This is a genomic window from Leptospira sp. B5-022, assembly GCF_000347035.1.
GTDB classification, from domain to species: domain Bacteria; phylum Spirochaetota; class Leptospiria; order Leptospirales; family Leptospiraceae; genus Leptospira_B; species Leptospira_B cinconiae.
In genome coordinates this window covers 400,330-425,990 of the sequence record NZ_ANIJ01000006.1, presented here as the reverse complement: position 1 = coordinate 425,990, position 25,661 = coordinate 400,330, and the positions used below count along the sequence as shown (strand labels likewise).

Here is a 25,661-nt window from a genome sequence, read left to right as displayed (position 1 = left end):
GGAAAATTTAACCAGCCTTCTTTCCAGAATTTCCTAAAACTTTTTTCAGATATTGTCCGGTGAATGATTCTTTGATCTTTGCGACCTCTGCGGGAGTTCCTTCTGCGATAATTTTGCCGCCTCCATCCCCTCCTTCGGGCCCCAAATCTATGATCCAATCCGCCTGTTTGATCACATCCAGATTATGTTCGATCACGATCATCGAATTTCCGCGATCCACAAGCGTATGTAAAACACTCATCAAATGCCGAACATCTTCGAAATGAAGTCCGGTCGTGGGTTCGTCCAAAATATATAATGTTTTTCCGGTAGGTCTTTTGGATAATTCGGAAGCCAATTTGATCCTTTGTGCTTCACCGCCGGAGAATGTTGTGGCCGGCTGCCCTAGTTTGATATAACCTAATCCAACTTCGTCCAAGGTTTCCAGTTTTCGTTTTAATGCGGGAATATTTTCGAAGAATGGGATCGAATTCTCGACAGTCATCTCCAAGATCTCATAGATATTTTTGCCTTTATAACGAACTTCTAAAGTTTCTTGGTTGTACCGTTTCCCCTTACAAACATCGCAGGTAACGTACACATCCGGAAGGAAATGCATCTCTATTTTTAGGATACCGTCTCCCTCGCAAGTCTCGCATCTTCCCCCGCTCACATTAAAGCTGAATCTTCCCGGAGAATAGCCTCGGAGTTTGGATTCTTCCAACTGAGCAAACATGTCGCGAACCACGGTAAAAAGTCCCGTATAAGTAGCCGGGTTAGATCTAGGAGTTCGTCCGATCGGTGATTGGTCAATATTGATGATCTTATCTATGTCTTCCAATCCAGTGATCTTCTCATGTTTTCCCCAAACGGTTCTCATCTTCATTACTTTATGAGCCGCTGCGTTATATAAGATATCGTTGATCAGAGTGGACTTTCCTGAACCGGATACACCGGTCACCACGATCAATTTTCCAAGAGGGATCTCGACACTTACGTTTTTCAGATTATTTTCTTTTGCGTTTACGATCTTGAGCTTTTTCCCATTCCCCGGTCTCACAGTCTTAGGGATCGGGATAAATTCTTTGCCGGATAAAAACTTACCCGTAAGCGAATTTTTGTTTTTGGCAACTTCTTCCGGAGTTCCGGAACAAACGATTGTTCCACCATGAACCCCCGCGCCAGGTCCCATGTCGATCAACCAGTCCGCCTCTTCCATTGTTTCCTGATCGTGCTCAACGACTAAAACTGTGTTTCCAAGATCTCTCAGTTCTTTGAGAGTATTGACCAATTTTGTATTATCTCTTTGGTGAAGACCGATCGAAGGTTCATCTAAAATATATAATACACCTTGTAGTCTAGATCCGATCTGAGTAGCAAGCCTGATCCTTTGCGCCTCTCCGCCGGAAAGAGTTCCAGCAGCACGTTCCAAACTTAAATACCCGACACCCACATCGTTCAAAAAGGTAAGTCTTTGTTGGATTTCCTTCAAGATCGGTCTTGCGATCACTTCTTCGCTTCCCTTAGGCTTCATGGATTTTACGAATTCTAATCCCTTTTCCACACTGAAAGCGGAGAACTTGTCAATGGTCAGACCGTTTACTTCCACATGAAGGCTAACGGGTTTCAAACGTTTTCCTTCGCAGGCAGGACAATGATGATTTGTCATATATCCTTCCAACTGCTGGCGTCTTGCTTCCGAACCTTCTTTATATCTTCTTTTTAAGTTCGGGATCACACCTTCGAATTCTCTACTGAATTCATAATGCGATTTTTCATTTCTAAAATCGTAATCTATTTTGAGATTTTTGTCTCCATACAGAATGGTGTCTCTCACCTTTTTAGGAAGATCCTTCCATGCGGTATTATAATCGAATTTTAATTTTTTAGCCAAAGAATGTACGGTTGTTAAAAACCAGTAACTATTACTTTTTGCACCTGCCCAGGCTTCTATACAACCTTCTACGAGAGAAAGTTCAGAATCCGTAATTAAAAGATCCTCGTCGAATTCCAAAAGGCTCCCAAGTCCGTCGCAGGTTTCGCAGGCGCCGAACGGTGAGTTGAAGGAAAATAATCTAGGAGAGAGTTCCGGCAAAGATTCTTCCGGGTGATTCGGACAGGAAAGTTTCTGGGAGAATGTATGGTCCTTCTTTCCGTCGTCCATGAGAAGGATCCCTTCCGATTGTTTGAGAGCGGTCTCCACCGAATCGGTCAAACGAGAACGGATTCCGTCCTTGATCACAAGACGATCCACTACGATCTCAATCGTTGCCTTAAAACTTTTTTTCAGAACGATCTCTTCGTCCAAAGTTTTGATCTCACCATTTAATCGTATTCTGTTAAATCCGTCCTTTCTAATCTTCTCCAGAACATCCTTATGCTCCCCCTTCTTGCCGGAAACGATAGGAGCTAAAATCTGGATCTTAGTTCCTTCCGGAAAATTGAGGATCCTTTCGGTGATTTGATCAATGGAGAGAGATTGGATGGGGGTTCCACAAATCGGACAATGGGGCTTTCCTACCCTCGCGTAAAGAAGACGCAGGTAATCGTAGATCTCCGTTACAGTTCCTACAGTGGATCTAGGGTTTCGATGAGTGGTCTTTTGCTCAATAGAAATCGCAGGAGAAAGACCTTCGATCAGGTCCAAATCCGGTTTTTCCATCTGGCCCAAAAATTGTCTGGCATACGCGGAGAGACTTTCGACATATCTTCTCTGTCCTTCCGCATAGATCGTATCGAATGCAAGAGAAGATTTACCGGAACCGGAAAGTCCGGTGATAACCACGAGTTTGTCCCGCGGAATATCCACATTGATATTTTTAAGATTATGCTCCCGAGCTCCTCGGATGCGGATATGATCCAAACGATTAACCCTCTCTTAGGTTTCAGATAATTTCCGGAAAGCCAGGCTGAAAAGCGGTTTTCCTTCCGTAATTTTACGTTTTCCGGAATAAATGTCCGTTTTACTTTGGTCGCCAAAAGGATTTCCCAATGTTTAGAATTCTATTCTCTCTTGTTTTTTTACCGATCCGGATTTTGTTCCAAGGAATTAGGATCTTATCCTGGACCATTCGCAAGGGAGATCATTTCTATATGGAAATTCCCCCTTCTTTCTCCTTTGATAAAAAATCGTTTTTCGTAAAACTGTTGGTCTCGAAAGAAGAAGCTCCCTTCTTAGTGGATTTTTTATTAGGACTGAAGGCTTTAACTAAGGTCCCGGGTTTAAAAAAAGTCTCTTTCCATATTTCTAATCCCGAATACGGATTTGGAGAAGTTTGGAATATCTGTAAGTCGATCCAAACATTAAACGAAAAAGGAATTGAGACTTCCGGTTTCTGTTTAGGTGGAGGAACAAAAGCATTACTTTTACTCTCTCAATGTAAATACAGATATTCTTCTTCCGCATCCGAATTCTTTCCCATACTTCCTTCCGCAGAACCCTACTTCTTCGGTGGGTCAGCTAAAAAGTTCGGTGTGGCTGTCGAAACGTATGCAAGCGGAGCATTTAAATCATTCGGAGAAACTTTCCAAAGGACATCCTTCTCCGCTCCTGCTCGAAAAAATTTAGAAGCTTTGCTCGGAGATTATAAAGACATACTTTCGCAGGAGTTTAAGAAGTCCTCCAATTTAGATCTAAAAGTTTTAGAAGAGCCGATTTTAAGCGCGGAAAAACTTAAAAAAATTGGATTTCTCACTGAATTCGTAGAAGAAGACGATTTTGAAGAAAACTATTTATTCGAGGACTATAAAAAAGAGAAGGAAACGGATAAACCTAAATACAAAAAACTAAGCCCCAAAGGTTTCAGAGTTTACCATAAAAAATCCAATTTCACTTTGATCTCTAAACCGGTTCCGATCGTTGCCGTTCTTCCTGTCCAAGGAAATATTCTACCGGATTTAGGAAGAGAAGAAGATTTCAGTTCCAGGCAAGTCTCCTTCCGATACTATCAGGAAATTATTAAGGACTTAAAGGAAGATCCGAAGATAGCTGCTGTTGTCCTGGAAATGAACTCTCCCGGCGGAAGCGCACTTGTTTCCGAACTTTTATATAGAGAGATCAAAAAACTTTCCGAGAAAAAACCGGTCATCACTTACGTATTGAATGTTGCCGCTTCCGGCGGATACTATCTCTCCTGCGCCACCCAAAAAATCCATGGTACACCTTATTCCATCGTAGGCTCCATAGGCGCGGTAATGATGAGATTCGAATTAAAGAAATTGTACGATAAATTCGGGGTCCAAAAGGAAAGGATCGGATTTTACCCTCACAGAGATATTCTTTCCGAATACGGTAAACTTTCTCCCAAGTCGGAACAGTTCTTAAAAAAAGAAGTTTTAAGATCCAGGGATCTATTTTATAACCGAGTCATCGAGTCCAGAAAAACAACCTTTCAAGAATTAGAAAAAAATTATGGAGAAGGCCGCATCTTTTCCGGAGAAACTTTCCGTAAATCAGGATTTTTGGACTCCTGCGATTCTTTCTTAGATACATTACAAAATCTGAAAGAAGAACTCAAATCCAAAAAGATAGATGTGCGTTATCTGCCTGGAACTTATAATTGGAAGGACTTGGTCCAAGACTTAAAACCCGGAATGCAGTTTTCCAAGTTTTCTTTTTTCTCTAAGTTAAATGCGGAGAAGAAGCAAAACCCGTTGGAAGTCTTACATCTATCCGAAATCGCTCAACAATTATCTAATATTTAATTTGTTTCGCACGGAGAACACGAAGATCACAGAGTTGCAACCTTTATAAAATTCTCCGTGAACTTAGTGGGCTCTGTGTGAACCTGCGCTACTCTTGTGCCTTCAGAATTCTGTTTAAGAGTGCTTCTTTACCGGAGGAATTTGCAGGAGGAAAACAATAAATTGTAGAAACTCCTAGTCGATCGCAGTCTCGAAAGAAGGAGTATAAATTTTTCATATACTCCGTGTTATTCCTTAAATCCAAAGCGAATTTCCAACCGCGGGTCAAACCGATCCCGATCGCCGCCGATTCTCTATCAGGAGTTTGGTTTTCCGTAAAGATCACCTTTGCCTTAGGAGAATAATGTTTGTATTTCATCCCGGGACTAGAAGGAGATTCCCCTTCCTTTAACTCGCTGTAGTTTTCTAGATCCGGAACATATTTGTGTAATTCTTCCCAGCCAAAATATCCCGGTCGAAGGAGTTTCGGCGGAGAAACGGAAAAATCCACAACTGTCGATTCTAAACCTATTTCGGGATCCGTACCTTTTAAGATCAGATCTACCTTTCCGTCAAACTCGGAGATCGCATCATCCAACCTAGTGATAGAAGGTTGTCCCGAAAGATTGGCAGAAGGAGCGGACACCGGTCCTCCAAAATAAGAAAGCATTTCCAAAACTTTTGGATGAGAAGGAACTCTAACCGCAATCGTAGTCAGTCCGGTAGAAAAAACGGACTTATCCTTCTTCTTTAATACCAAACTTAAAGGTCCGGGCATACATTGCCTGATGAGGATTTTTGCAGTTTCCGGAACTTCTCCAATATCGGGAATGAGAGCCGGATTTCCTAAATGAACGATGAGAGGATTATCCGCAGGGCGGTTTTTTATTTTATAAATTTCTAAACAAGCAGGAAGATTTCTTGAGTCTGCACCAAGACCGTATACAGTCTCTGTGGGGAATAAAACGATCCCTCCCTCTTTTAATACTTTTGCGGCAAGGGAAGGATCATCCGTGATGATTGTCGGTTTATTTTTTGACAAGATCCTCTGTATTTTTGGCCTCTTCCTGACTTTCCTCCGGAGGAGTTTGTTTTACGTCAGGATTCGGAACCACAGGTTGTTTCGCCTTTGGAACGGGAGGAAGTTTATTTGTCACAAGTAACTCTAGATAATCATTGATACCCGGATCGTTATCGGACAATAATTGCCAGAAAGAAAATCCGCCTATATCATAAGATCGTAATAAGGTCATTTTCTCTTCGAAAGCTTTTCTGTTCATGAAGAATGCTACTCGGTCACAACCTTCGGATTTGTACCAAATACTTGGATCCTCGTAAGTTTTACCTTCGTGAACCCAGCTAAACTTGGAAAGATTCGTCCAAGAACCGGAGTTTTTATTATCCGCTAAAACTTGGCTGATATTCGTAGGCTGTTTTGTCACACCTAATTGTTGGCGCTTTAAAGCATCCGACCAATAGACGGACTTGATCTTTGCATTACAATTCAGAGCCCAATCGTATCCGTACGTTGGGATTGCCATATACAATTTTTTGGCAGGAACTCTTTCTTTTGCATAAGTGATGATATTTCTGATCCAAACATTCGGAGCCTGAGGTCCAGGTCCCGGGTTTCTATACTTACGAGGATGAAGTTCGTAAGCCATCACTTTTACACGGTCCGCGTGTTTTGCCAAAAAAGCGTAATCGTGGGTCATCGGACCTCTCCAATTCTCGGCAAAGTCCATATTAATTTTTTCTTTTAAACCCTTACATACTTTTAGGCCAGACCTTTTAGCGGCAGTTTTAGGATGAACTGCAACGGAAAGAAGTTTACCACGTTTGTGGATCTCTTTGGAAAGAAGAACGATGAACTCCTCAAACTTCTCTTTTTTTTCGCAGCTCATTCCTTCGTAATCGATATCGATACCGTCGAAACCGTACGTGTCTACTTCGTACAGTATGTTCTGGATATGTTTGTCTCTGATATCGTTACGTCCGTTTAGGCCTATATTCTCGGAGATCTTCTCGTTCTTATTTTCCCAACGGAAGATCGTAGGAATGATCTTAACTTTTGGATTTAGAGATTTGAGTTCCGCAACACGCGCATGTTTTTGAGCGGATCCCCAAAGAGAATATAGATCTCCGTTATTCGTCTCTCTTCCTTTGAATCCATAAATAAACGGATGGATCTCATTGTACAGATGAACAGTACGTTTCATCGCTTCATAGTCGGAAAACCAAGTAGAAGCCCTAAAAGCAGGATCGTCTTCGGATTCAGGCTCAGAAATACTGACTGGGTTAGAAGTTCCATCCGACTCGGAAGAAGGATTGTCGGAGTTCCACCATTTCTTCCAAGATTCCCAGACCCCCTCCGAAGGGGCCAGGTCCGATTTTAGTGTAGTATTTTGGAATGCCACCTGTTCCGTCCCGGATTGGACCGATACAGGTTTAGAATCCGCCTTTAAGGCCTGGAGTCCTAGATAAAAAGAAATTCCGGAAAGTACAAACCAGGTCAGGCTCACTAGGCTTGTTTGCCAGAGAGGTTGTTTTTTAGGTTGGTATGGCACAGGACGGATTAGGTCCTCTGGGGTGTAAGGTTCATCGTTTGGATTCATTTGATCTCTATATATTTATCGAATCGCGGGGGCTAAAAGTAAAGCACCGACTGTCTTCCAATGATTTATAATGAATCAGTCTGTCAAACGTTTGTGGGAATCCCTCCTGTTCTTTGATTGACAGACACCGAAATCGCAAGATTTTTCCACAGATGCAGTTTCACCGACCCTTCAAACTATTTTTCGTTTTAGGTTCCATCTTCATTACCTTCCTTTTGATGGCGGAGGTGACTGGTTCCAAATGGTTTCAAGTTTTGATCGGGAACAAGGCGTTGACCATGACTTTGGGTGTGATTCCCTTCCCCATTACGTTTATCGTAACGGACCTTTTGAATGAGTATTATGGAAGAAGAGGTGTTAGATACCTAACTTTAGTCGGAATGGTAATGATCGTTTTAGCTTTTTTTCTTCTTCAATTAGACATGGCCATTCCGGCAGCAGGGAATTCCCCCGTGGACGACCATTCCTTTCAGGTAGTATTCTTTAATACCGGGCAAGTGATCACAGGTTCGATCGTGGCCTACTTGATCGGCCAGCTTGTAGACATCCAAGTTTTTCATTTGATCCGTAAGAGGACTAAAAACAAATTTCTTTGGCTGAGAGCGACCGGTTCTACCATCTTCTCCCAGCTTTTGGATTCTTATGTCGTGATCTTTGTGGCGTATTGGGGAACGTACGATTTCCAAACTCTAAATTCCATCTCTTATACCAACTTCGGATACAAGATCTTCATAGCGATAGGGATCACACCTTTGATCTACCTCGCCCATTACCTGATCGAAAGGTATTTAGGAGAAGATGCCCATAAAATGGCAGAAGCGGCTCTCAAAGAAGGTAAAGAAGAAGTCCAGCCTTATCCGGGTTGAGTTTTGTTTCACCCCTCAGTGAACTCTGTGTCCTCTGTGCGAAAAACCTTCTTAATATTTTTAGGGTGCACACGGAGATCACCGAGGACACGGAGATTAGCTCATTCGCTTTAGTAATACAACCAGATTCGATTTTCCCAAGGGTCCAAGTAAGATGAGTATTTCTCGGATGTAGATTCCTTCTGAAATCCAGAGCCAAACAGTCGAGTTTCGAAAGCTGGGACCTTCTCCTTTCGGATTTTCCAAACTAAGGTTCCAGGAGACACGGGACATTCTTCCGTTTCTCTAATAAAGATCACTCTTTGCTTTTCTGCAAAAAGAAGTTCCGCATGGCCTGGAGTTGATACCTGGACTTCCCCGCCAAAAAGATCCAAGTAAAGCCTTGCTGCTTCCGCACAATCATCCGCTTGTAAGCTAGCCCCATAGAAACTGAGAAAGTTTTGAGACATGATCTTGAGTCTAATCTCCGAAAGCCAAAAACCGTTTATTATTCGGTTTACGGCCTAATTCAGACTATAATTTTGGAGTTAGGGAAGTTTTCCAAGCATATGAACTCAAATTTGGATTTTGTTCGGATTTTCGATACCACTCTCCGGGACGGAGAACAATGCCCAGGTGCGGCAATGAGCGAGAATGAGAAGATAGAGATCGCACTCCAACTCGCCAAAATGAATGTGGACGTGATCGAAGCAGGCTTCCCGGTTTCTTCCCCGGTCCAATTGCAGGCAGTGCAAAGAATTTCCAGAGAGGTAGAAGGTCCGATTATCGCGGCACTCGCAAGAGCCGTTCGTCCCGACTTAGAGGCAGCTGCCAAAGCAATCATCCCCGCCAAAAAAAGAAGAATTCATACTTTTATCGCATCTTCTCCCATTCACATGAAATTCAAGCTGGGAAAAGATCCTTCCGAGGTTTTGAAAATGGCTGTGGAAGCGGTCAAGATTTGCAGAGATCATGTGGACGATGTGGAATTTTCCCCCGAAGACGCGACTCGTTCCGAGCCTGCGTTTTTAAGAGAACTCTGCGAGGCAGTGATAGAAGCCGGTGCGACTACGATCAATATTCCCGATACCGTAGGATATACAACACCGTATGAATACGGAGAATTATTCAAATTCCTGATCCAAAATGTGAAAGGAAGTGAGAAAGCGATCTTCTCTGCACATTGCCATAACGATTTAGGACTTGCCACTTCCAATAGTCTCGCTGCGATCCAGAATGGAGCAAGGCAAGTAGAATGTACCGTAAACGGGATCGGAGAAAGAGCCGGCAATACCGCTATGGAAGAAGTCGTAATGGCTCTTCGTACGCGGAAGGACAAATTCGGGATACAAACTAGGATTCAAACAGAAGAGATCGCTAAGGCTTCTTATTTGGTCAAAACGATCACCGGGATGGTGGTTCAACCTAATAAAGCGATTGTAGGAGCGAACGCATTTGCCCATGAGTCCGGGATCCACCAAGACGGTGTTTTGAAAAATAGAGAAACCTATGAGATCATGACGCCGGAAAGTGTGGGGATCCATTCTAACAGAATGGTACTCGGCAGACATAGTGGAAGAGCCGGTTTCAAAGACAGGATCGTTCGTTTGGGATTTAGTCCTCATCCGGAAGAATTGGAAGCGGCTTACCAAAGATTTTTAGAGATCGCGGACCGCAAAAAGGAAATTTTCGACGAGGATATCCGTGCGTTATTCGCGGACGAATCCAGAAAGTCCTCCAACGACAAATACGTATTAGAAAGTTTTCATGTAACTACGGGAACGAAAAGTACACCTACCGCAAGTATCCGACTGTCTATTGAAGGAAATATAAAAGAAGAATCGGCAACGGGTGACGGTCCTGTGGATTCTATCTTTAAAGCGATCCAAAAGGCAACTATCTCCGATGTGGAACTCATTAAACTCGTGATCTCTCCGGTAACGGAAGGTCAAGACGCTTTGGCAGAAGCTTCCGTTACTTTAGAAAAACATGGAGAAAGAGTCGTAGGAAAAGCAAGCTCTACCGATATTATTGAGGCTTGTTCTCAAGCGTATATCTCCGCGTTAAATCGTTTTTCCATAAATTGAAATCGATTTGCCGAATCATGTTCGGTATCTATTTTCAAATTTCCGAGAAAAACCGTTGCCATTTCCAAATTCAGTTAAAAATCTTTCTTAGTAGAACGACTGTTCTACTCAAATAAAAAGAAAGGCGGACTGTGAATGTCTTCTTTAGATATTTCTCCAATCTTTCGCCCGATCTCCATCGGAGCCGAAACTATACCGAATCGTATTATCATGGGATCCATGCACTTGGGTTTAGAGGGGATGCCCCAAACCGCAGATAGAATGGCTGCCTTCTATGGCAAAAGGTTTGAAGGCGGAGTAGGACTGATCACCACCGGAGGAATTTCGGTGAATGCGGAAGGCAAAGGCTCCAATATATTTTTCGATTTCCAGAAGGAAGAAGATTGTGTAGAGCTTGAAAGAGTCGCTTCCGTTCTAAAACCGATGGGAATTTTCTGCGCTCAGTTATTCCACGCGGGAAGGTACGCTTATCACAGAGAACTCGTGGCTCCTTCTGCGTTACGCGCCCCTATCAATCGTTTCATACCAAAAGAACTTTCTACGGACGATGCATGGAGAACCATCCGCGATTTCGGATCGTCTGCATTACGCGCAAAACAAGTTGGTTTTAGAGCGGTGGAAGTGATGGCTTCCGAAGGATATCTGGTAAACCAATTCTTCTCCGAAGTAACCAACAAAAGAACCGACGAGTTCGGTGGTTCGTCTGAAAACCGCAGAAAATTTGCGATCGAAACAATGAAGGAAGTCCGTAAACAAGTAGGACCAGGTTTCCCGGTTATCGTAAGAATGTCAGGCATCGATCTCATCCCAGGCAATCCTAGCTTTGAAGAAGTGATCGCACTTGCCACCGAGTTAAAAGAAGCAGGAGCGGACGCGCTCAATATCGGGATCGGTTGGCATGAGTCTCGTATTCCTACCATCTCTCAGCTTGTTCCAAGAGGTGCTTGGGCAAAGATCGCCGGAAAAATAAAAAATGCAGTTCCAGGAATTCCGATCATCGCTTCCAACAGGATCAATATGCCGGAGACGATCATCCAAGTATTGAATGCAGGTGAAGCGGATATTGTGAGTATGGCAAGACCATTCTTAGCGGATGCAGATATCGTAAATAAGATCAAAGAAAACCAAACAGAAAGAGTGAATACTTGTGTTGCTTGTAACCAAGCTTGTTTGGATCATACGTTCAAAGAAGAAATGGTTTCTTGTTTAGTAAACCCTTCCGCAAATAGGGAGCTGGAATGGAAATCTCTTCCTCAGGCAAAAAGACAAAGAGTGGTAGTTGTCGGTTCCGGTCCGGGTGGAATGGAATCCGCAAGAGTGGCAGCATTACGTGGTCATGAGGTCATTCTTTTAGAAGCTTCCGAAAAACTAGGAGGTCAGCTCAATCTTGCGGCTGCGATTCCTGGTAAATTCGAATTTTTTGAAACCATCCGCTATTTCAAAAACGAACTTCCTCGTTTAAAAGTGGATATCCGTCTGAGTACAAAAGCGGATCTTAAATTATTGGATGAGTTAAAACCGGATGCGGTAATCTTTGCGACCGGTGTTCTTCCAAGGAATTTAAATCTTCCCGGTTTGGAAAAAAAACCGCATGCAAGTTATGTGGAGTTCTTAAACGGAACATTCAAACCCGGTTCCAAGGTTGCCATCATTGGTGGCGGTGGGATCGGTGTAGACGTAGCTCATAAACTTACCGAAGAGAAGGATCCGGATATTTCCACCTACTTTGATAAGTACAATGTGAACTCTTATACACAGGCTGCGATCCAACCGGAAACCGCTCACAGAAAAGTTTCCATCTTAAGAAGGAATGGCAAAGTGGGAGCAGGCCTTGGAGCGACAACCTCTTGGGCACTTCTGCAAGAATTACAATCCAAGGGAGTGGATTTCCTTTCCTCGCTCACCTATAAGGAAGTAACCGAAAAAGGTCTTGTGATCGAGACCAAAAAAGAAGGAGCCAAAACTTTAGAATGTGATTCCATCATTCTTTGCGCCGGACAAACAAGTGACGCTTCCTTATACGAAACGTTCAGAAAGGAAAGAAATAATATTCCTTCGTACCTGATCGGCGGTGCAAAAGACGCTTCCGGAATAGACGCCAAAAGAGCCATGTTAGAAGGTTATTTAGCGGCCACCAGGATCGGAACGGAACAAAACTAAAAAAGTACGATCAGTACAATCGATTTCATACCGGTCTTCTTGGAGGCAGGTATGAAATCAAAAATAGGCATCTGCGTATTTTCCGTTCTGATCAGTATCGGAACAAACCTATTATTTCATTCTTTGGAATACGGAGAATGGATCCATTCAAGTCTATTCCCATCAAATAAAGGAACGGATCCCTGTAAATCTTCCGTTTTTTTGGAATCCGGTTGGCAAGTTGCAGATCTTTCCGGCAAGAAGATCGGTACCTTTTTTTTGCCCGGTAATTTTTCCGGTTTAGGATATTCCGTTCTTCACATTTCCAAAACGATCCATTTCTCAGAAATTCCTAGCTGCGATATCGCTCTACTTCTTGGAAAAACTTCCGAAGGTACAAAAGTTTTTTGGAATGGAGTCCTTCTTACCGAAAGAAGCGAGGAAAACAAGCAGTTTAATTTTAGTTATGATAAGAAGAAAATTTACAAGATCCACCAAGCTAAAACGGAAAACAGACTAGAAATTTTAGTTTCGGAATATTTTGAGAACGAACTCGGAATTTTAGAAGTAGTCCCAAATATTGGAAATCTAAAGGTGGTCCTCCGGAAACATTATACATTTCAGATCTACTATCTAATTCTCATCTCTACATTTCTAATACTCGGGATCTATTTGGTATTTCTCTCCATACAGGAAAAAAAACTAGGAACCCATTTCAACTTCGGGATATTTCTGATCCTTTTCTTTCAGTTTTCCTTTTTCGGGTCGGAATGGAAATACGAATTAGATTGGGACTTTCTCGTTTGTAAAAAAGTGGAATATATTTCTTTAAGCTTTTTATTTCCTTTTTTTACGTTCTTCTTTTCTGACTTTTGCCGGGGTCGCCATTATCCATTCGAATTTCCATTGGCTTTATGGAGTGTATTTTTATCCTTTTTATTCGGATATTGCTCCAGTCCATTGGAATTAGACCAACTAAATCGTTCCCTCCTCCAACCCTCTTGGATCCTATACATCTGGATCATTTTTAAAAACTTAAGAGCAAGATCCGTACATCAAGATGGTGCCGGATTTTGGGGAGCCGTCTGTATTTTAGTCATTTCTATTCTTTTGGATATTGCTTCCGCTCGGGCCTGGATCACATTTCCCAGAAGTTCGGAATATTCTATTCTGGGATTTTTATTATTCTGCTCTTTTCGGATTTCCAGTAGATTTGTGGAAATGAAAAAGGAACTTCAAAGTTGGAACGTAAAATTACAGGAAGAAGTGAAAGTAAAAACAAAAGAATTACTCGAAAGCCTTACTTATGTGAGTAGCTTGAAGGAAAAACAAGACGGGGATTATTTCCTAATGAGTAGTATCCTACAATCTTGTTTTAAAAGTAAGATCGAGATCTTTGGAGACTTTAAAATCGAAACCTTGATCTCTCAATTCAAAACATTCGAATTCAAATCTAAACCGGGAGAAATTGGCGGGGACATAGTGTGTCTAGAAGAGATCCGAATTGGAACGAGAACATTCTTAGCTATTCTAAATGCAGATGCTATGGGAAAATCGCTACAAGGAGCAACGGGCGCACTACTCGCCTACTCCATGTTTAAATCTCATATCGAGGCCTCATCATCCGGATATTATACTCCTGAAACTTGGATCGTCTCCTTATATGAAAAGATCCACGGGTTATTTCAAATTTTTGATGGAAACCTATTTGCAACCGGTATCCTGGCCCTTTTAGATTCGGAAAATTCGTGTATCTTCTTTCTGAACGCCCAACATCCGCCTTCCATTCTTCTAAGGAACAATATTTCAGGATGTATAGAAAAAGAGACCTCTTACAAAATGGGGATCCCATTCGTAAAAGAGATCCCAAAAGTATATTGTATTTCTTTAAAGGAGAACGATTCTCTCATTTTCGGCTCAGATGGAAGAGAAGATCTGAGACTAAAAACAGGAACAAAAGAAATACGTTCTTTTTCAGAACCGTTCTTATTGGAAGTATCAAAAACAAAAGCGGATCTTTCCCTTTTAAAGACCAAAATGAATGTGTACGGTGATTATATGGATGATCTAAGTTTAGTCCGTATTATTAGAAAAGAAGATCCTAATAAAAAATCCAGAGATATATGGAAAGAGACTTCCAAGAGGAAAAAACTCCAAAAAGGGATCCTTTTATGGAAAAAAGGAGACAAGAAAATCGCTTGTGGTTTATTCGCCGAACTAAGTATAGACGATCCTACCGATACCGATCTGGCTTATATAACGGCTTGGGCGTTTTGGAAAACGGGAAAATTGGAGAAAGCTAAAACATATTCCGAAAAGCTTTTATATAGAGATCCTGAAAACCATCAGAATCTTGTACTATTAGCAAAAATTTATTTTCGACTAGGGATTTCGGATGTTATAATTTTGGACTTACTGGAGAGCTACGGATTGGACGTGCAAAGAATGTTCCGTCCAACAGATAATTCCAGAAAGGTTTCGTAAAACATTCTCTAAATGTTACGAAACATCCGATTTGTTTGTGGCGAAGAAATGCCAAAACTATTCTTTCCCGTTGACTTTTTGTGGGTATGTTTATAAATGGAAACCAAGTTTTCCTCTGGTTTTGGACGAGGAGTTGCCTAAAATGAAAGTATACTCAGCCGACAGAGTTCCAAACTCATCAGATTATAATCTATATGTAACGGAAGGCAATGCCAAAACCAGGCTTAGTTTATTCGAGCCTGATATTCCTGGGTATTTCGAATTAGCTGCAAATGATAAAGTACTAAAGTCTTTGGCATATACAGTTCTTCTAAATTATACTCAGGACAGGGAATTTGCTCTTAGGAATACCAATCGATTTTTGAATTTTCTAAGTGATATCGTTCACCGGGATTCGTGGTTCTTTTTAGCAAATCGTGTAGAACAGTTTATTAAGGATGTGGAGAATTTCGGAGTCGAAATTTCCTACGACTTTTAACCGATCCTCAAAAATCTGATTGTCCTGGGATCTTCCAAGAATATACTAACTTAAATCACGTGCCGGAACTTTCCTCCCTTACCCGTCAAGGGCTTAACCCCGGTTGGAGCAATAAATGAACCCAAGAGTAGTGACTTTTCACTATAAATTAACAGATAAAGAAGGAAACGAGATCGATTCTTCCCAAGGAAGCCATCCTCTTTCTTATCTGGAAGGAACCGGACAGATCATTTCCGGCTTAGAAGATGAAATCAAAAGTATGAATGCAGGAGACAAAAAAGTAATTTCTGTTTCCGCTGATAATGCTTACGGGCAAAAAAATCCGGAATTAGTTTTCGACGTACCGAAAAGTCAATTCCCGGAAGGCGAAGAATTGAGTATTGGAATGATGTTCCAAACCGACGAACCGGATACGGTTTATACGATTACAGATATCAAGGGAGAATCGGTGATTGTGGATGGAAACCATCCTTTAGCCGGCGTGGATCTGATCTTTGATGTTCAGATCATTAATATCAGGACTGCAACCGACGAGGAAGTGAGTCATGGACACGTTCATGGTGAGGGGGGACATCACCACCACTGATCTTCGATGGCTGCCTCCTTAGAGTCACTTAACGAAAAACAAAAGGAAGCTATCGAGACCCTTAACGGCCCGGTTTTAGTAATAGCCGGAGCCGGAACGGGTAAAACAAAAACGATCGTTCACAGACTCTCCCAATTGGTCGAATCCGGCATTCCAGCCGAAAATATCTTACTTCTCACATTCACTCGAAAAGCGGCAAAAGAAATGCTCTCCAGAGCGGTTTCTCTCTTAGACAAACGTTGTGCTAGAGTTCACGGGGGAACCTTCCATTCTTTCGGAAGTCATATCCTCAGAAAATATGCGCCTGTGCTTGGATTTTCCTCTCAGTTTTCCGTTCTGGATGAGTCGGATGTTTCTGATATTTTCCAACTTTTGAGAACTGAAGGAGAATATACAAAACAGAGGTCCAGATTCCCATCGAACGATACTTTAATCTCACTCCATTCTGCCATTATCAATCGCGGAAAAGTTTTGGAAGAACTATTAGAAGCGGAATATCCTAAATTTTTAGACCAAGAATCCGCTATTCGCAAAATTTTCCAGGAGTTCTCAACCTATAAAAAACAAAGATCCTTATTAGATTATGATGATCTTTTAATCTACACAAGGGACCTGTTGAATAAAAACGAAACGGTTCGCAAAAAAGTTTCGGAACAATACAAATACATTATGGTGGATGAGTTCCAAGATACGAACCAGATCCAAGCCCATATCGCTTGCCTACTCGCGTTGGATCACGAAAACATTTTGGTAGTAGGAGACGATGCACAAAGTGTATACTCTTTTCGGGGAGCGGATGTTAACGGAATATTCAATTTTCCGAAACTATTCCCAAAGACCAAAACGATTTATCTGGAAAGAAATTATAGAAGCACCCCATCCATTTTAAATCTGGCAAACGTGGTGTTGTCTAATTTTAGGGAAAAATACGAGAAATATCTTTATACCAAAAACGAAGACTTTCAAAAGCCCATGCTAGTCGGTTTTTCGGACGAATTGGATGAAGCGGAAGGAATTGCCGATCTCATTTTGGAAAGAAGAGAAGATGGGATCCCGCTAAAAGACATGGCGGTTCTTTTTAGATCCGGGTGGAATTCGAACCAATTGGAGTTAGTCTTATCTCAAAGAAATATCCCGTTCTTAAAATTCGGCGGGAAGAAGTTCGTAGAAAGCGCACATGCAAAGGATTATCTTTCTCTTCTAAAAATTAGGGAGAATAAGACGGATTCGGTATCTTGGCTAAGAGTTTTACTTCTTTTGCCCGGGATCGGCGCCGCAAAAGCCAGATCCATTCTGACGGACCTGGAAAAATCGGGTGGAAATTTGGACCGGATCGTTTCCGAATCGAAAGGCTCCAATGCATCATATCTAAAAGAATTATACAATTTAATCAATGAACCCGAAAAAGATCTAAAAAAACTCTTAGGGAAATTCATAGATTATTATTCTCCTTTACTCGAAAAAAAATATGATGATTTCAAAAGAAGATTAGAAGACCTGAATGCATTTTTAACTCTTTCTCAAAAATATGAGACTCTCCACGAGTTTTTGGTGGATATAAGTTTAGAAGGTCCTAGTCGAAGTCTGGATAAAATTTCTCCGGAAGAAGAGGACGAACGATTGGTATTATCCACAGTCCATTCTTCCAAAGGATTAGAATTCGATACGGTCGTATTATTAAATGTCTCCGAAGGTTCCTTTCCTTCCGGACGAGGAGAAAAAAACTTAGAGGAAGAAAGAAGATTATTTTACGTGGGGATAACCAGAGCCAAGAAAAAATTAGTCCTCACCTACCCTCAGGTCTCTCAACAGAAAAATTCACAATATTTCAATCGGGTTTCCAGATTTATAGAAGAGATCAAGGAACCTGAGAACGTATTAGATAAAAGTTTTATTAGTAAAAAAGAGGAAACGAGCGGCCCTTCTTCCTCTAAAAACGACCAAAAACCAAATGATTCCGATGCCAGAAAAAGAATTAGAGAGTTTTTCGGTTCCTAATCTTATTCCCGACAGGAACTGGGATGAACTTTTGATTTCCAGTTGGGATTCTTTGAAAGTAAGGTCCAGACGTTTCAAAGACAGCAATATCCGATCCGTGGAACTTAAATTTTATCCGTACAAAAACGGAAATCACTCTGTATCCTATCGTAATGGGATCTTAAACGCCAAATTTCATACTTCCTTAATGGATGCAGGAGAAAAAACGATTTTCTCTTTTGTACATTTACTCATTTCCAAATTATTGGGACTCAAACCAAAACAGATCTGGAAGGAAGAAGTTGCGGATTTCTTAAATTCAATCCCCGAATCCGGACCTGGAAAATTCAAAAAGTTGAGGGAAAACGGAGTTGTTTACGATCTTAAGATAATTTTAGAGGAAATTTCTTCTTCTTACTTTCCTAAAATGGATACAAAGCTGCTTTCAATAGGCTGGGCGGATCGTTTAGGCAAAAGGAGACTGGGTAGTTACGAAAAACGAAATATGAATATAAGGATCAGTCCCATTCTGGACCATAAGGAAGTCCCGATCTTTGTTCTGGAGCATGTAGTACATCACGAAATCCTACATCATATTCTCCCCACTCGGATCAAAAACGGGCAGAACTCCATTCATAGTCCCGAATTTAAACGTAAGGAAAAAGAATACGTTAGATACAGAGAGGCAATAAATTGGTTGAAAACAGAATATCCCAAGTTTCTAATGAAATACCAGAAAGAGATCGGCTTTAGGCTTAAATCAGAATTTTACGGATAATCTTTATGCATCCGAACCATTTCGAAACTGTATATATTCGCAAAAACGTAATAGAAGAAGAACTTTCCAAACTTCTAAAAGAATTTTCAGGGTTAACATACAAGTCCCTTTCCGACTATGATAAGGGAGTTTTTGACGGATATACGCAGGCTGTAACGGAAGTATTAAAAAAAGTCCAAAGTAAAAGATAGTTCGAAGCGCCTAAGTTTTGCGAAGAACGATAGGAAAGATCCGCATTCTTAAAATCCGGGAACAAACGACCTTCTTTTGGATCTTTTTTTATTCCTCAATATAAGTGATTCATTCCTTTATATTTTTCTTTCAAATTAATGATTTTCTTTTCTGAAATCTGCCTTAAGACTCGGGTAGAATATTGCGGATTTTCATATTTCTATCGCAGGTTTATTTTTAGGAGCAATCTACATGCCTAATCTATTTCTTTTTTTAGTTTTATTTTTCTTAAGTGTTTCTTCCATGTTTTCGGAAGAATTAAAACTACAGGAATCCCAGATCAATTTTATAGCAATCCATCCGTTTAAAACCGTTTATGGAAAATGTTCGGGGACTACGATACGTCCTACAACTTTGACCCAAGGGCCTAGTGGTTTACAAATCCCTAAACTTATAAAAATCGAGATACCGCTAAAGGAGATCAAATCCGGAGACTCGGACCGTGACGAGCATATTATCGAATCTTTAGGATATCCGACTATCACAAATATTAGTTTTACAAGCACCTCTATCACTGCGAAAGAAAACGAATGGACGATCACCGGAAACTTGACCGTCAAAGGAAAAACCAAAACCGTTAAATCAGCGGCAACAATTCAAAAAGAAGGGCAAGAGATGATTTTTTCCGGAACATTCCAGGTCTTGATGAGCGATTTTGATGTGGAAAGACCCAGTCTATTATTTGCAACCGCAAAGGACGAGGTTACTATTGAATATAAGTTTAAAGTCCGACCTTGATCATTAAAAGTAATAGATGTCGGACTTCAGGAGCAAAGCGACTATAGTCCGACCTTAAAGATAGACTCATTAATAATAACCGATGTTGGGCTTCAGGAGCAAAGCGACTATAGTCCGACCTTAAAGATAGACTCATTAATAATAACAGATGTCGGGCTACAGGAGCATAGCGACTATAGTCCGACTTTAAAAAATAGACTCATTAATAATAACCGATGTTGGGCTTCAGGAGCAAAGCGACTATAGTCCGACTTTAAAAAATAGACTCATTATAAATAACCGAGTCGGGCTACAGGAGCATAGCGACTATTCAAAACTTTAATTATCTTTTTCCGAGAAGTTCTCGGATCCCTTCTTCTAGTCCGTCTACGCTTAGAAAGAACATGGGGAAAATTTTTTTCAGTTCATAAATTGTTGGTGCATCCCAGTATCGTTTCGGCTCGGGATTCATCCAGATCGTGTTGCTAAAATGCGATTTTATCCTTTTAAAACTGTCTAGTCCCGATTCGGGATGTTCAGGAAGTCTGGTTTCTTGTCTAAATCTGGAATGATAAAAGCCGTAAGCCGGATCCAAGAGTTCGTAGGGAGCCATGTATGCATCTCCCACTATGATGAGCTTTGTATCATCCTTATGTTTTTTAAAAAGATTTTTCAGAGGAATCGGATATCTCAAATCTCCCTTCGGATACACGGAATCGTAAACGGAATTATGAAAATAATAATGTCCGAATTCCTTAAAATGATTCATTTGGTGGGCTGCCGAAAAAAGTTTACTCACTCGTTCCGCATAAGGAGTCATACTCCCGCCTGTATCCATTAAAAGTAGTACTTTGATCCCGTTTTTTCTAGTACGATCGAATACAAGTTCTGGATCTCCCGCATTCTTACAGGTAGCATCCACGGTTTTAGGGAGATGAAATTCAGGAATTCCTTCCTTCCTTAAATTCCGGAGTTTTTTAAGTGCGATCTTGATCTGTCGAACATCCAACTGCTCGTCCGTTCTGTAGTCCTTGTATTTTCTTTCCATCGCCTGGAAAATCGCGGATTTACCCCCACCTTCTCCGCCAATGCGGACCCCGCCAGGGTTTACACCGGAATGACCGAAAGGAGAACTTCCTCCTGTGCCGATCCATTTATTTCCGCCATGATGTTCCCCTTTTTGGTTCCGGAGCCTATCCAAAAACTCTTTCCAGAGTTCTTCCGGAGAGACCATGCCTGGTGGAAGTTTATTCGGATTTTCGAATATATTAGATAGCCAATCCATCATTTCCTTACGGAAAGATTCTTTTAGAACTCCTCTTTCTCCGAAGAGTTCGGTGAATACAAGATCGAACGCGTCGTAGTATTTAACGTCTTTTACGAGACAAAGTCTGGAAACTCTATAGAATTCGTTTAAAGAGAGAAATGTTTTGTTTCGGGTAAGTGCCTCAGTCGCTTTGAGAAAATCCAGGAGTTCCACAGTTGAGATCGGGACTCCTGAAGATTTCAGTCTGTAGAAAAACGGGAAAAACAAAACATTTATCTGAACAATTTCAGATCCTCTTCATTCTTTACAAGAGCGCCTATATAAGGTATCCTTCCGTCTTCCGGAGGTTTTGCACCCATGTGAATTAGAATTTGGATCCAATCCAGTAGTTCGCTTGTGCCAGGCTTTTTTTTCATATCATCCATGGTTCGGATCACATAGAAGGATTCGAGCGCCCTTTTCAAAAGGGAGGATTCGATCTTCGGAAAATGAGACGATACAATATCCGCCATAAAAGCAGGTTCCGGAAAATCGATATAATGAAAGATACATCTTCGCAAGAATGCCGCCGGAAGTTCTTTTTCATTATTGGAAGTGATGAGCGTTAAAGGTCTATGGACCGCTTTGATCTTACGACCCGTTTCTTGGATTACAAACTCCATTCTGTCCAATTCTAAAAGTAGATCGTTCGGGAATTCTATATCCGCCTTATCTATCTCATCGATTAATACTACGGAAGGTTCGTTCGCGGAAAATGCCTCGCCTAAGGCCCCCAATCGGATATAATTTTCGATATTGCGGACCTTCTCCTTGTCTTCCGTAAATCTGGAATCGTTCAACCGAGAAACGGCATCATAAAAATATAAACCTTCTTTGGCAAGCGAGGTGGATTTTACATGCCAAGAATATAATTTTTTTTTGGTTTTGAACGAAAGATAATCCGCTAAAAGGGATTTTCCAGTTCCGGGTTCCCCTTTTAATAATAGGGGTCTTGCTGTGATCTCGGCAACTTGGACCGCTTCCTCTAATTCTCTGGAAAGTAAGTATGTTTCGGGTTTATTTCTTTCTTCCGACATGATTAACCTGCTATGTGAATTTCCGAGATCAAAATATCAGGGATCTTGATAGAAGAGTAACTGTCAGAATATTCGTTTGATATCCCTTGGATCTTATGAAGTAAATCGAAATAATTCGTATTCATCGTGATACGGTCCACTGCATGTTCCGGCTTTCCGTTTTTATAATAGATCCCTTGGATCCCGATGGAAATTTCTCCGGAAACCGCGCTGCAACCTGCTCCACCTTCCAACTTAGTCACTAAAATACAATGAGAATCGGATGCTAATAATTCTTCCCTTGTCTTATTTCCCAAAGGAACGATCATATTGGAAAAAGAAGTGCCTGCTCTTCCTGAATAAGAACGAACACCATGACCCGTAGGAGACACATTGTCCTTTTTGGCGGATTCTAGATTATACAGATAGGACTTGAGTATCCCGTTTTCCAAAACTTTGGTGCGAGCCGAGGTAGGAATTCCTTCCGCATCCACCAAACGGGAACCCGGATAATCGGGAGTATGAGCTTCACAATAAAGACTTAATATAGGAGAAGCAACTTCGCTACCCAGTTTTCCGACCAAACGAGAGGAACCTTTTTGGACCGCGTCCGCAAAATAAGGAGAGGAGAACATCCCGAATATCTGGGGACTGATACGATTTCCTAAAAGGATAGTATACACACCACTGGAAAGAGGTTTTGCCCCTAAGAGTTCAGTCCCTCTATTTGCTGCTTCCTTTGCGATAAACGATGGATCGAACTTAGAAATATCTCTGCCGGAGCGATAATAACTTCCCATCTTCTTGATATCACCTTCCGCAACTACAAGCCCGGTCCCACAATAGGCCACATTCGATTCTTTTTTAACGAATACACCGTTCGAATTTGCAATCAAACTTTGGGTGGAACTTTTTCCGACACCTACATGCGGAACATTCTCCACTCTTTTATCGGACTCCCAAGAGGCATGGTCCAAAGCCTGGCCTAATTCTCTCATCCAGGAAAAATCCAATTTTTCTAATTCGGAATTATAATGTTTTAGATCCACTTCCGCCAAAGGTTTTGGTCCCGGCAATTCCATGTCCAGAGGATCCGTGATCTCTGTCTGGTCCATGGCATCTCTTATCATCCGGGAAAGAGCTTCTTTACTAAAACGTTCACTGTAAGAATATCCCGGGCGAGAATTATTGAGAACCCGAATACCTACTCCTCGAGAGCGAGAGGTTTCCGTGGAAACAATCCTTCCTTTGAAAACTTCGATCCCGATATCTTCCGAGTCTGTGGCAATCAGATCGAAGGAATCGATTCCGTATCTTTTTCCTTCCTCCAATACGAATCCGGCTGCTTGTTCCAAATCCATTATCTTCCCCCCACTAGGATCTCATCCACTTTGAGTGAAGGTTGTCCAACGGTAACAGGAATTGATCCGGAAGAAGCACCACAGGTCCCCGCGGCCAATTCCAAGTCTTTTCCTACCATGGAAATTTTAGGAAGAATTTCATGACCTTTTCCGATCAGGGTGGCTCCTCTTACAGGCTCGGAGATCTTTCCTTTTCGGATCACATAACCTTCTTCCACCGCAAAATTGAATTCTCCTGTGGCCGGGTTTACGGAACCTCCGCCCATTCTTTTTGCATAAAGTCCGAAATCCACGGAGGCAAACATTTCCTCCAAGGAATCATTTCCTGCTTCGATATACGTGTTTCTCATTCTGGAAACAGGTGCATACTGGTATGATTCTCTTCTACCGCTTGCGGTTCTTGGTGAACCTGTTTCCATGGATCCGATCTTATCTGCTAGATAAGCCTTTAAAATTCCGTTTTCGATCAGAAGTGTTTTTTGTGTAGGCATTCCCTCGTCGTCTACTTTCAAGGAACCATACTGTTCTTCTAACGTACCATCGTCATACGCAGTCAGACAGGATCCTGCGATTTGTTCTCCCAGTTTTCCAACGAAGGGAGAAGATTTTTTCCGTATTGCTTCCGTCTCCAAAGGATGACCGCATGCTTCGTGGAAGATTACTCCACCAAAACCGTTGCCCATTACAACAGGCATTTTTTTACCTTCTATATAACCGGCATCCAACATAAAGAGAGCTCTTTCTCCCGCTTTCCTAGCTAGATCTTCTACAGGTAATCCTTCGAAAAATTCGAATCCCTTAAGAGCCCCCGGAGATTCGCTTGCTACGAATCTTTCTCCCTTATTTTCGGCCGTGACAGAGAGAAAAAATCTACTTCTGACTCTTAGGTCTTCTACCCAAAGCCCTTCCGAGTTAGCAATCAGAACATTCGTAACTATATCGGAAGCGCTCACCCCTACTTGTATGATCTTAGAGGAAACTTTTCTTGCGACTGAATCCGCAGTTTGTAGAAGTTCCAACCTTCTGAAAGGAGGAACCTTTCTTGGATCATGAATATTCTTAGAAAAAGAATATTTGGAAATATCTCCCGGAAGTGTAAATACTCCCGAGCCATCGGTTACTTCTCCGCGAGAATCCGCGAGCAAGTGTATTAAAGAAAGTAAATGTTGTTGGTCGTCATTGCTTGTATATGCATATAATACGTCTGTTCCGTACACCAATCGGATCCCGATCCCATAATCGGTTGCGGCAAGTGATTGTTCTATTTTTTGGTCTCTGAGTGCTATGGAAGAATTTCTGGATTCTTCTTCATAAATTTCGACAAAGTCCGCTTTTCTTTTTTTACCGGCGTCGATCAGAGTTTCTATATTGGATTGATTCATAACCTTTTACTTTAGACAGAAATTTTTTGATAATGACGGAAGGAAAAAGGCTCATTCGAATGTAGGGAATGGTATCCCGACCGGAGCCGAAGCCAAACCTTCCAACGCTAATCGGATATACTCCGGTCCTTTGATATCTTCATATCTCGGAACAAGATGAAAATGCATATGTGCCACTTTTTCCGCGATCAAGACGGTATAAATTTTGGGAGGAGAATATTTCTTTTGGATCCAATCGGTCGCAAAAGAAAATGTTTCTCCTAAGTCCTGGAACTCTTTAGAGTCCCAGTCCGAATATTTTTCTCTATGGGAAATCGGTTCGATGTATAGATAGCCCGGGATTTTTTTATCTTCAGGAGCATGTCGGATGATAAAGGAAGAATTTTGGTGAATGAAACCTGGGATCTTTGTCCCACGCAATACGGAACAAATAGGACAATCCGGAGAAACGACCAATGTCCTATGGGCCATTATACCCCACTGCCTTGAGAAAGATAAGATTTGTATTTTTCGTACACTCTAAGGATATAATCCTTATCCGAACAAAAACGAATGATACAACGATAGAAATGATATCTTTCCAAATCCTTTCTTTCCCCATTCTCATCCACCTTATATTCTTTCAATAAGGACTTTAACATTCCCAAAAACATGGACCTTTCCTTTTGATTGTATCCATCTTGGGAATAACGCACACCTTCTAAAATATTCACGAATTTTTCAGCAGATGCTTGGAGCGCATTCGGAGAAGAAAGAAATTCGGATCTTTCCTCCGGAGAAAAAGTGGAAAGATAATCATGGAATAATGTGAGTTGAATCGCCTCTACTAAGGATTGGGTTTTCGCCTTTGTTTCGGTATAAAACGGAGTATGAATGCTGTATTCCACAAAATCCTGCCAGGAAGATTTAGTGGTTTGGATTTTGTGTAGTTCTTGGAGGCTCATATTTTTAAAGCTTTTCAGCTCAGGGTTTTCGATTATGGTTTGAGTATTACAGG

General features: G+C 41.5%; 21 protein-coding genes. 11 read left to right on the top strand and 10 right to left on the bottom strand.

What is annotated here, in order from left to right; translation table 11 throughout:
• Nucleotides 1–7 precede the first annotated feature (7 nt).
• On the bottom strand, nucleotides 8–2,842 hold the full coding sequence (gene uvrA, locus LEP1GSC192_RS02605; protein WP_020768485.1) for an excinuclease ABC subunit UvrA: 2,835 nt from the start codon (nucleotides 2,840–2,842) through the stop codon (nucleotides 8–10).
• Nucleotides 2,843–2,970: 128 nt separating this feature from the next.
• Between uvrA and LEP1GSC192_RS02600 the strand changes: the two genes are divergently transcribed.
• Entirely contained in the window at nucleotides 2,971–4,683 is a 1,713-nt protein-coding gene (locus LEP1GSC192_RS02600) for a S49 family peptidase (protein WP_020768319.1), read from the top strand.
• Nucleotides 4,684–4,771: 88 nt separating this feature from the next.
• On the opposite strand, the gene LEP1GSC192_RS02595 is transcribed toward LEP1GSC192_RS02600, so the two are convergent.
• Together LEP1GSC192_RS02595 and LEP1GSC192_RS02590 are read right to left on the bottom strand one after the other, a co-directional pair.
• Complete coding sequence (locus LEP1GSC192_RS02595; RefSeq protein ID WP_020768322.1) at nucleotides 4,772–5,704, bottom strand: L-threonylcarbamoyladenylate synthase; 933 nt, start codon at nucleotides 5,702–5,704, stop codon at nucleotides 4,772–4,774.
• Nucleotides 5,691–7,277, bottom strand: a complete 1,587-nt coding sequence (locus tag LEP1GSC192_RS02590; RefSeq protein ID WP_036088712.1) for a glycosyl hydrolase family 18 protein — start codon at nucleotides 7,275–7,277, stop codon at nucleotides 5,691–5,693. Before LEP1GSC192_RS02590 ends, LEP1GSC192_RS02595 begins: the two co-directional genes overlap by 14 nt.
• A 152-nt stretch (nucleotides 7,278–7,429) precedes the next feature.
• Between LEP1GSC192_RS02590 and LEP1GSC192_RS02585 the strand changes: the two genes are divergently transcribed.
• Nucleotides 7,430–8,143 (top strand): queuosine precursor transporter, encoded by a 714-nt coding sequence (locus LEP1GSC192_RS02585; RefSeq protein ID WP_020768437.1) that lies wholly within the window; start codon nucleotides 7,430–7,432, stop codon nucleotides 8,141–8,143.
• 110 nt (nucleotides 8,144–8,253) lie between these two features.
• Here LEP1GSC192_RS02585 and LEP1GSC192_RS02580 read toward each other — a convergent pair whose 3' ends face one another.
• Complete coding sequence (locus LEP1GSC192_RS02580; RefSeq protein WP_020768001.1) at nucleotides 8,254–8,592, bottom strand: hypothetical protein; 339 nt, start codon at nucleotides 8,590–8,592, stop codon at nucleotides 8,254–8,256.
• Between the two features lie 99 nt (nucleotides 8,593–8,691).
• Here LEP1GSC192_RS02580 and LEP1GSC192_RS02575 point away from each other — a divergent pair, with 99 nt between their 5' ends.
• From LEP1GSC192_RS02575 to LEP1GSC192_RS02535, 9 genes are all read left to right on the top strand, one after another.
• A complete protein-coding gene (locus LEP1GSC192_RS02575; RefSeq protein WP_020768122.1) occupies nucleotides 8,692–10,209 on the top strand; it encodes a 2-isopropylmalate synthase in 1,518 nt (505 codons plus the stop codon).
• 135 nt (nucleotides 10,210–10,344) lie between these two features.
• Complete coding sequence (locus LEP1GSC192_RS02570; protein WP_020768362.1) at nucleotides 10,345–12,369, top strand: FAD-dependent oxidoreductase; 2,025 nt, start codon at nucleotides 10,345–10,347, stop codon at nucleotides 12,367–12,369.
• A gap of 51 nt (nucleotides 12,370–12,420) precedes the next feature.
• A complete protein-coding gene (locus LEP1GSC192_RS02565; protein ID WP_020768209.1) occupies nucleotides 12,421–14,832 on the top strand; it encodes a PP2C family protein-serine/threonine phosphatase in 2,412 nt (803 codons plus the stop codon).
• A gap of 142 nt (nucleotides 14,833–14,974) precedes the next feature.
• Complete coding sequence (locus LEP1GSC192_RS02560; protein ID WP_020768422.1) at nucleotides 14,975–15,310, top strand: hypothetical protein; 336 nt, start codon at nucleotides 14,975–14,977, stop codon at nucleotides 15,308–15,310.
• Nucleotides 15,311–15,425: 115 nt separating this feature from the next.
• On the top strand, nucleotides 15,426–15,896 hold the full coding sequence (locus LEP1GSC192_RS02555) for a peptidylprolyl isomerase (RefSeq protein WP_020768513.1): 471 nt from the start codon (nucleotides 15,426–15,428) through the stop codon (nucleotides 15,894–15,896).
• A 6-nt stretch (nucleotides 15,897–15,902) separates the two neighbouring features.
• Entirely contained in the window at nucleotides 15,903–17,894 is a 1,992-nt protein-coding gene (locus tag LEP1GSC192_RS02550; protein ID WP_020768237.1) for an ATP-dependent helicase, read from the top strand.
• Nucleotides 17,848–18,651, top strand: coding sequence for a SprT-like domain-containing protein (locus LEP1GSC192_RS02545; protein WP_020768208.1), 804 nt, complete (start codon nucleotides 17,848–17,850; stop codon nucleotides 18,649–18,651). Before LEP1GSC192_RS02550 ends, LEP1GSC192_RS02545 begins: the two co-directional genes overlap by 47 nt.
• Before the next feature lie 5 nt (nucleotides 18,652–18,656).
• Complete coding sequence (locus LEP1GSC192_RS02540) at nucleotides 18,657–18,842, top strand: hypothetical protein (protein ID WP_020768520.1); 186 nt, start codon at nucleotides 18,657–18,659, stop codon at nucleotides 18,840–18,842.
• A 232-nt stretch (nucleotides 18,843–19,074) separates the two neighbouring features.
• Nucleotides 19,075–19,620 (top strand): YceI family protein, encoded by a 546-nt coding sequence (locus tag LEP1GSC192_RS02535; RefSeq protein ID WP_020768064.1) that lies wholly within the window; start codon nucleotides 19,075–19,077, stop codon nucleotides 19,618–19,620.
• A gap of 322 nt (nucleotides 19,621–19,942) precedes the next feature.
• On the opposite strand, the gene LEP1GSC192_RS02530 is transcribed toward LEP1GSC192_RS02535, so the two are convergent.
• From LEP1GSC192_RS02530 to LEP1GSC192_RS02505, 6 genes are read right to left on the bottom strand one after another with little or no spacing between them, the layout of a single operon-like run.
• A complete protein-coding gene (locus LEP1GSC192_RS02530; RefSeq protein WP_020768275.1) occupies nucleotides 19,943–21,133 on the bottom strand; it encodes a hypothetical protein in 1,191 nt (396 codons plus the stop codon).
• Between the two features lie 5 nt (nucleotides 21,134–21,138).
• Nucleotides 21,139–21,942, bottom strand: coding sequence for a MoxR family ATPase (locus tag LEP1GSC192_RS02525; protein WP_020768455.1), 804 nt, complete (start codon nucleotides 21,940–21,942; stop codon nucleotides 21,139–21,141).
• A gap of 2 nt (nucleotides 21,943–21,944) precedes the next feature.
• Complete coding sequence (locus tag LEP1GSC192_RS02520) at nucleotides 21,945–23,282, bottom strand: TldD/PmbA family protein (RefSeq protein ID WP_020768153.1); 1,338 nt, start codon at nucleotides 23,280–23,282, stop codon at nucleotides 21,945–21,947.
• The gene (locus tag LEP1GSC192_RS02515; protein ID WP_020768194.1) at nucleotides 23,282–24,664 is read right to left on the bottom strand and encodes a TldD/PmbA family protein; all 1,383 of its coding nucleotides are present in this window, start codon (nucleotides 24,662–24,664) and stop codon (nucleotides 23,282–23,284) included. Before LEP1GSC192_RS02515 ends, LEP1GSC192_RS02520 begins: the two co-directional genes overlap by 1 nt.
• Nucleotides 24,665–24,715: 51 nt before the next feature.
• Nucleotides 24,716–25,135, bottom strand: a complete 420-nt coding sequence (locus tag LEP1GSC192_RS02510; RefSeq protein WP_020768204.1) for an HIT family protein — start codon at nucleotides 25,133–25,135, stop codon at nucleotides 24,716–24,718.
• Nucleotides 25,135–25,608 (bottom strand): hypothetical protein, encoded by a 474-nt coding sequence (locus tag LEP1GSC192_RS02505; protein ID WP_020768166.1) that lies wholly within the window; start codon nucleotides 25,606–25,608, stop codon nucleotides 25,135–25,137. Before LEP1GSC192_RS02505 ends, LEP1GSC192_RS02510 begins: the two co-directional genes overlap by 1 nt.
• Between the last annotated feature and the right edge of the window lie 53 nt (nucleotides 25,609–25,661).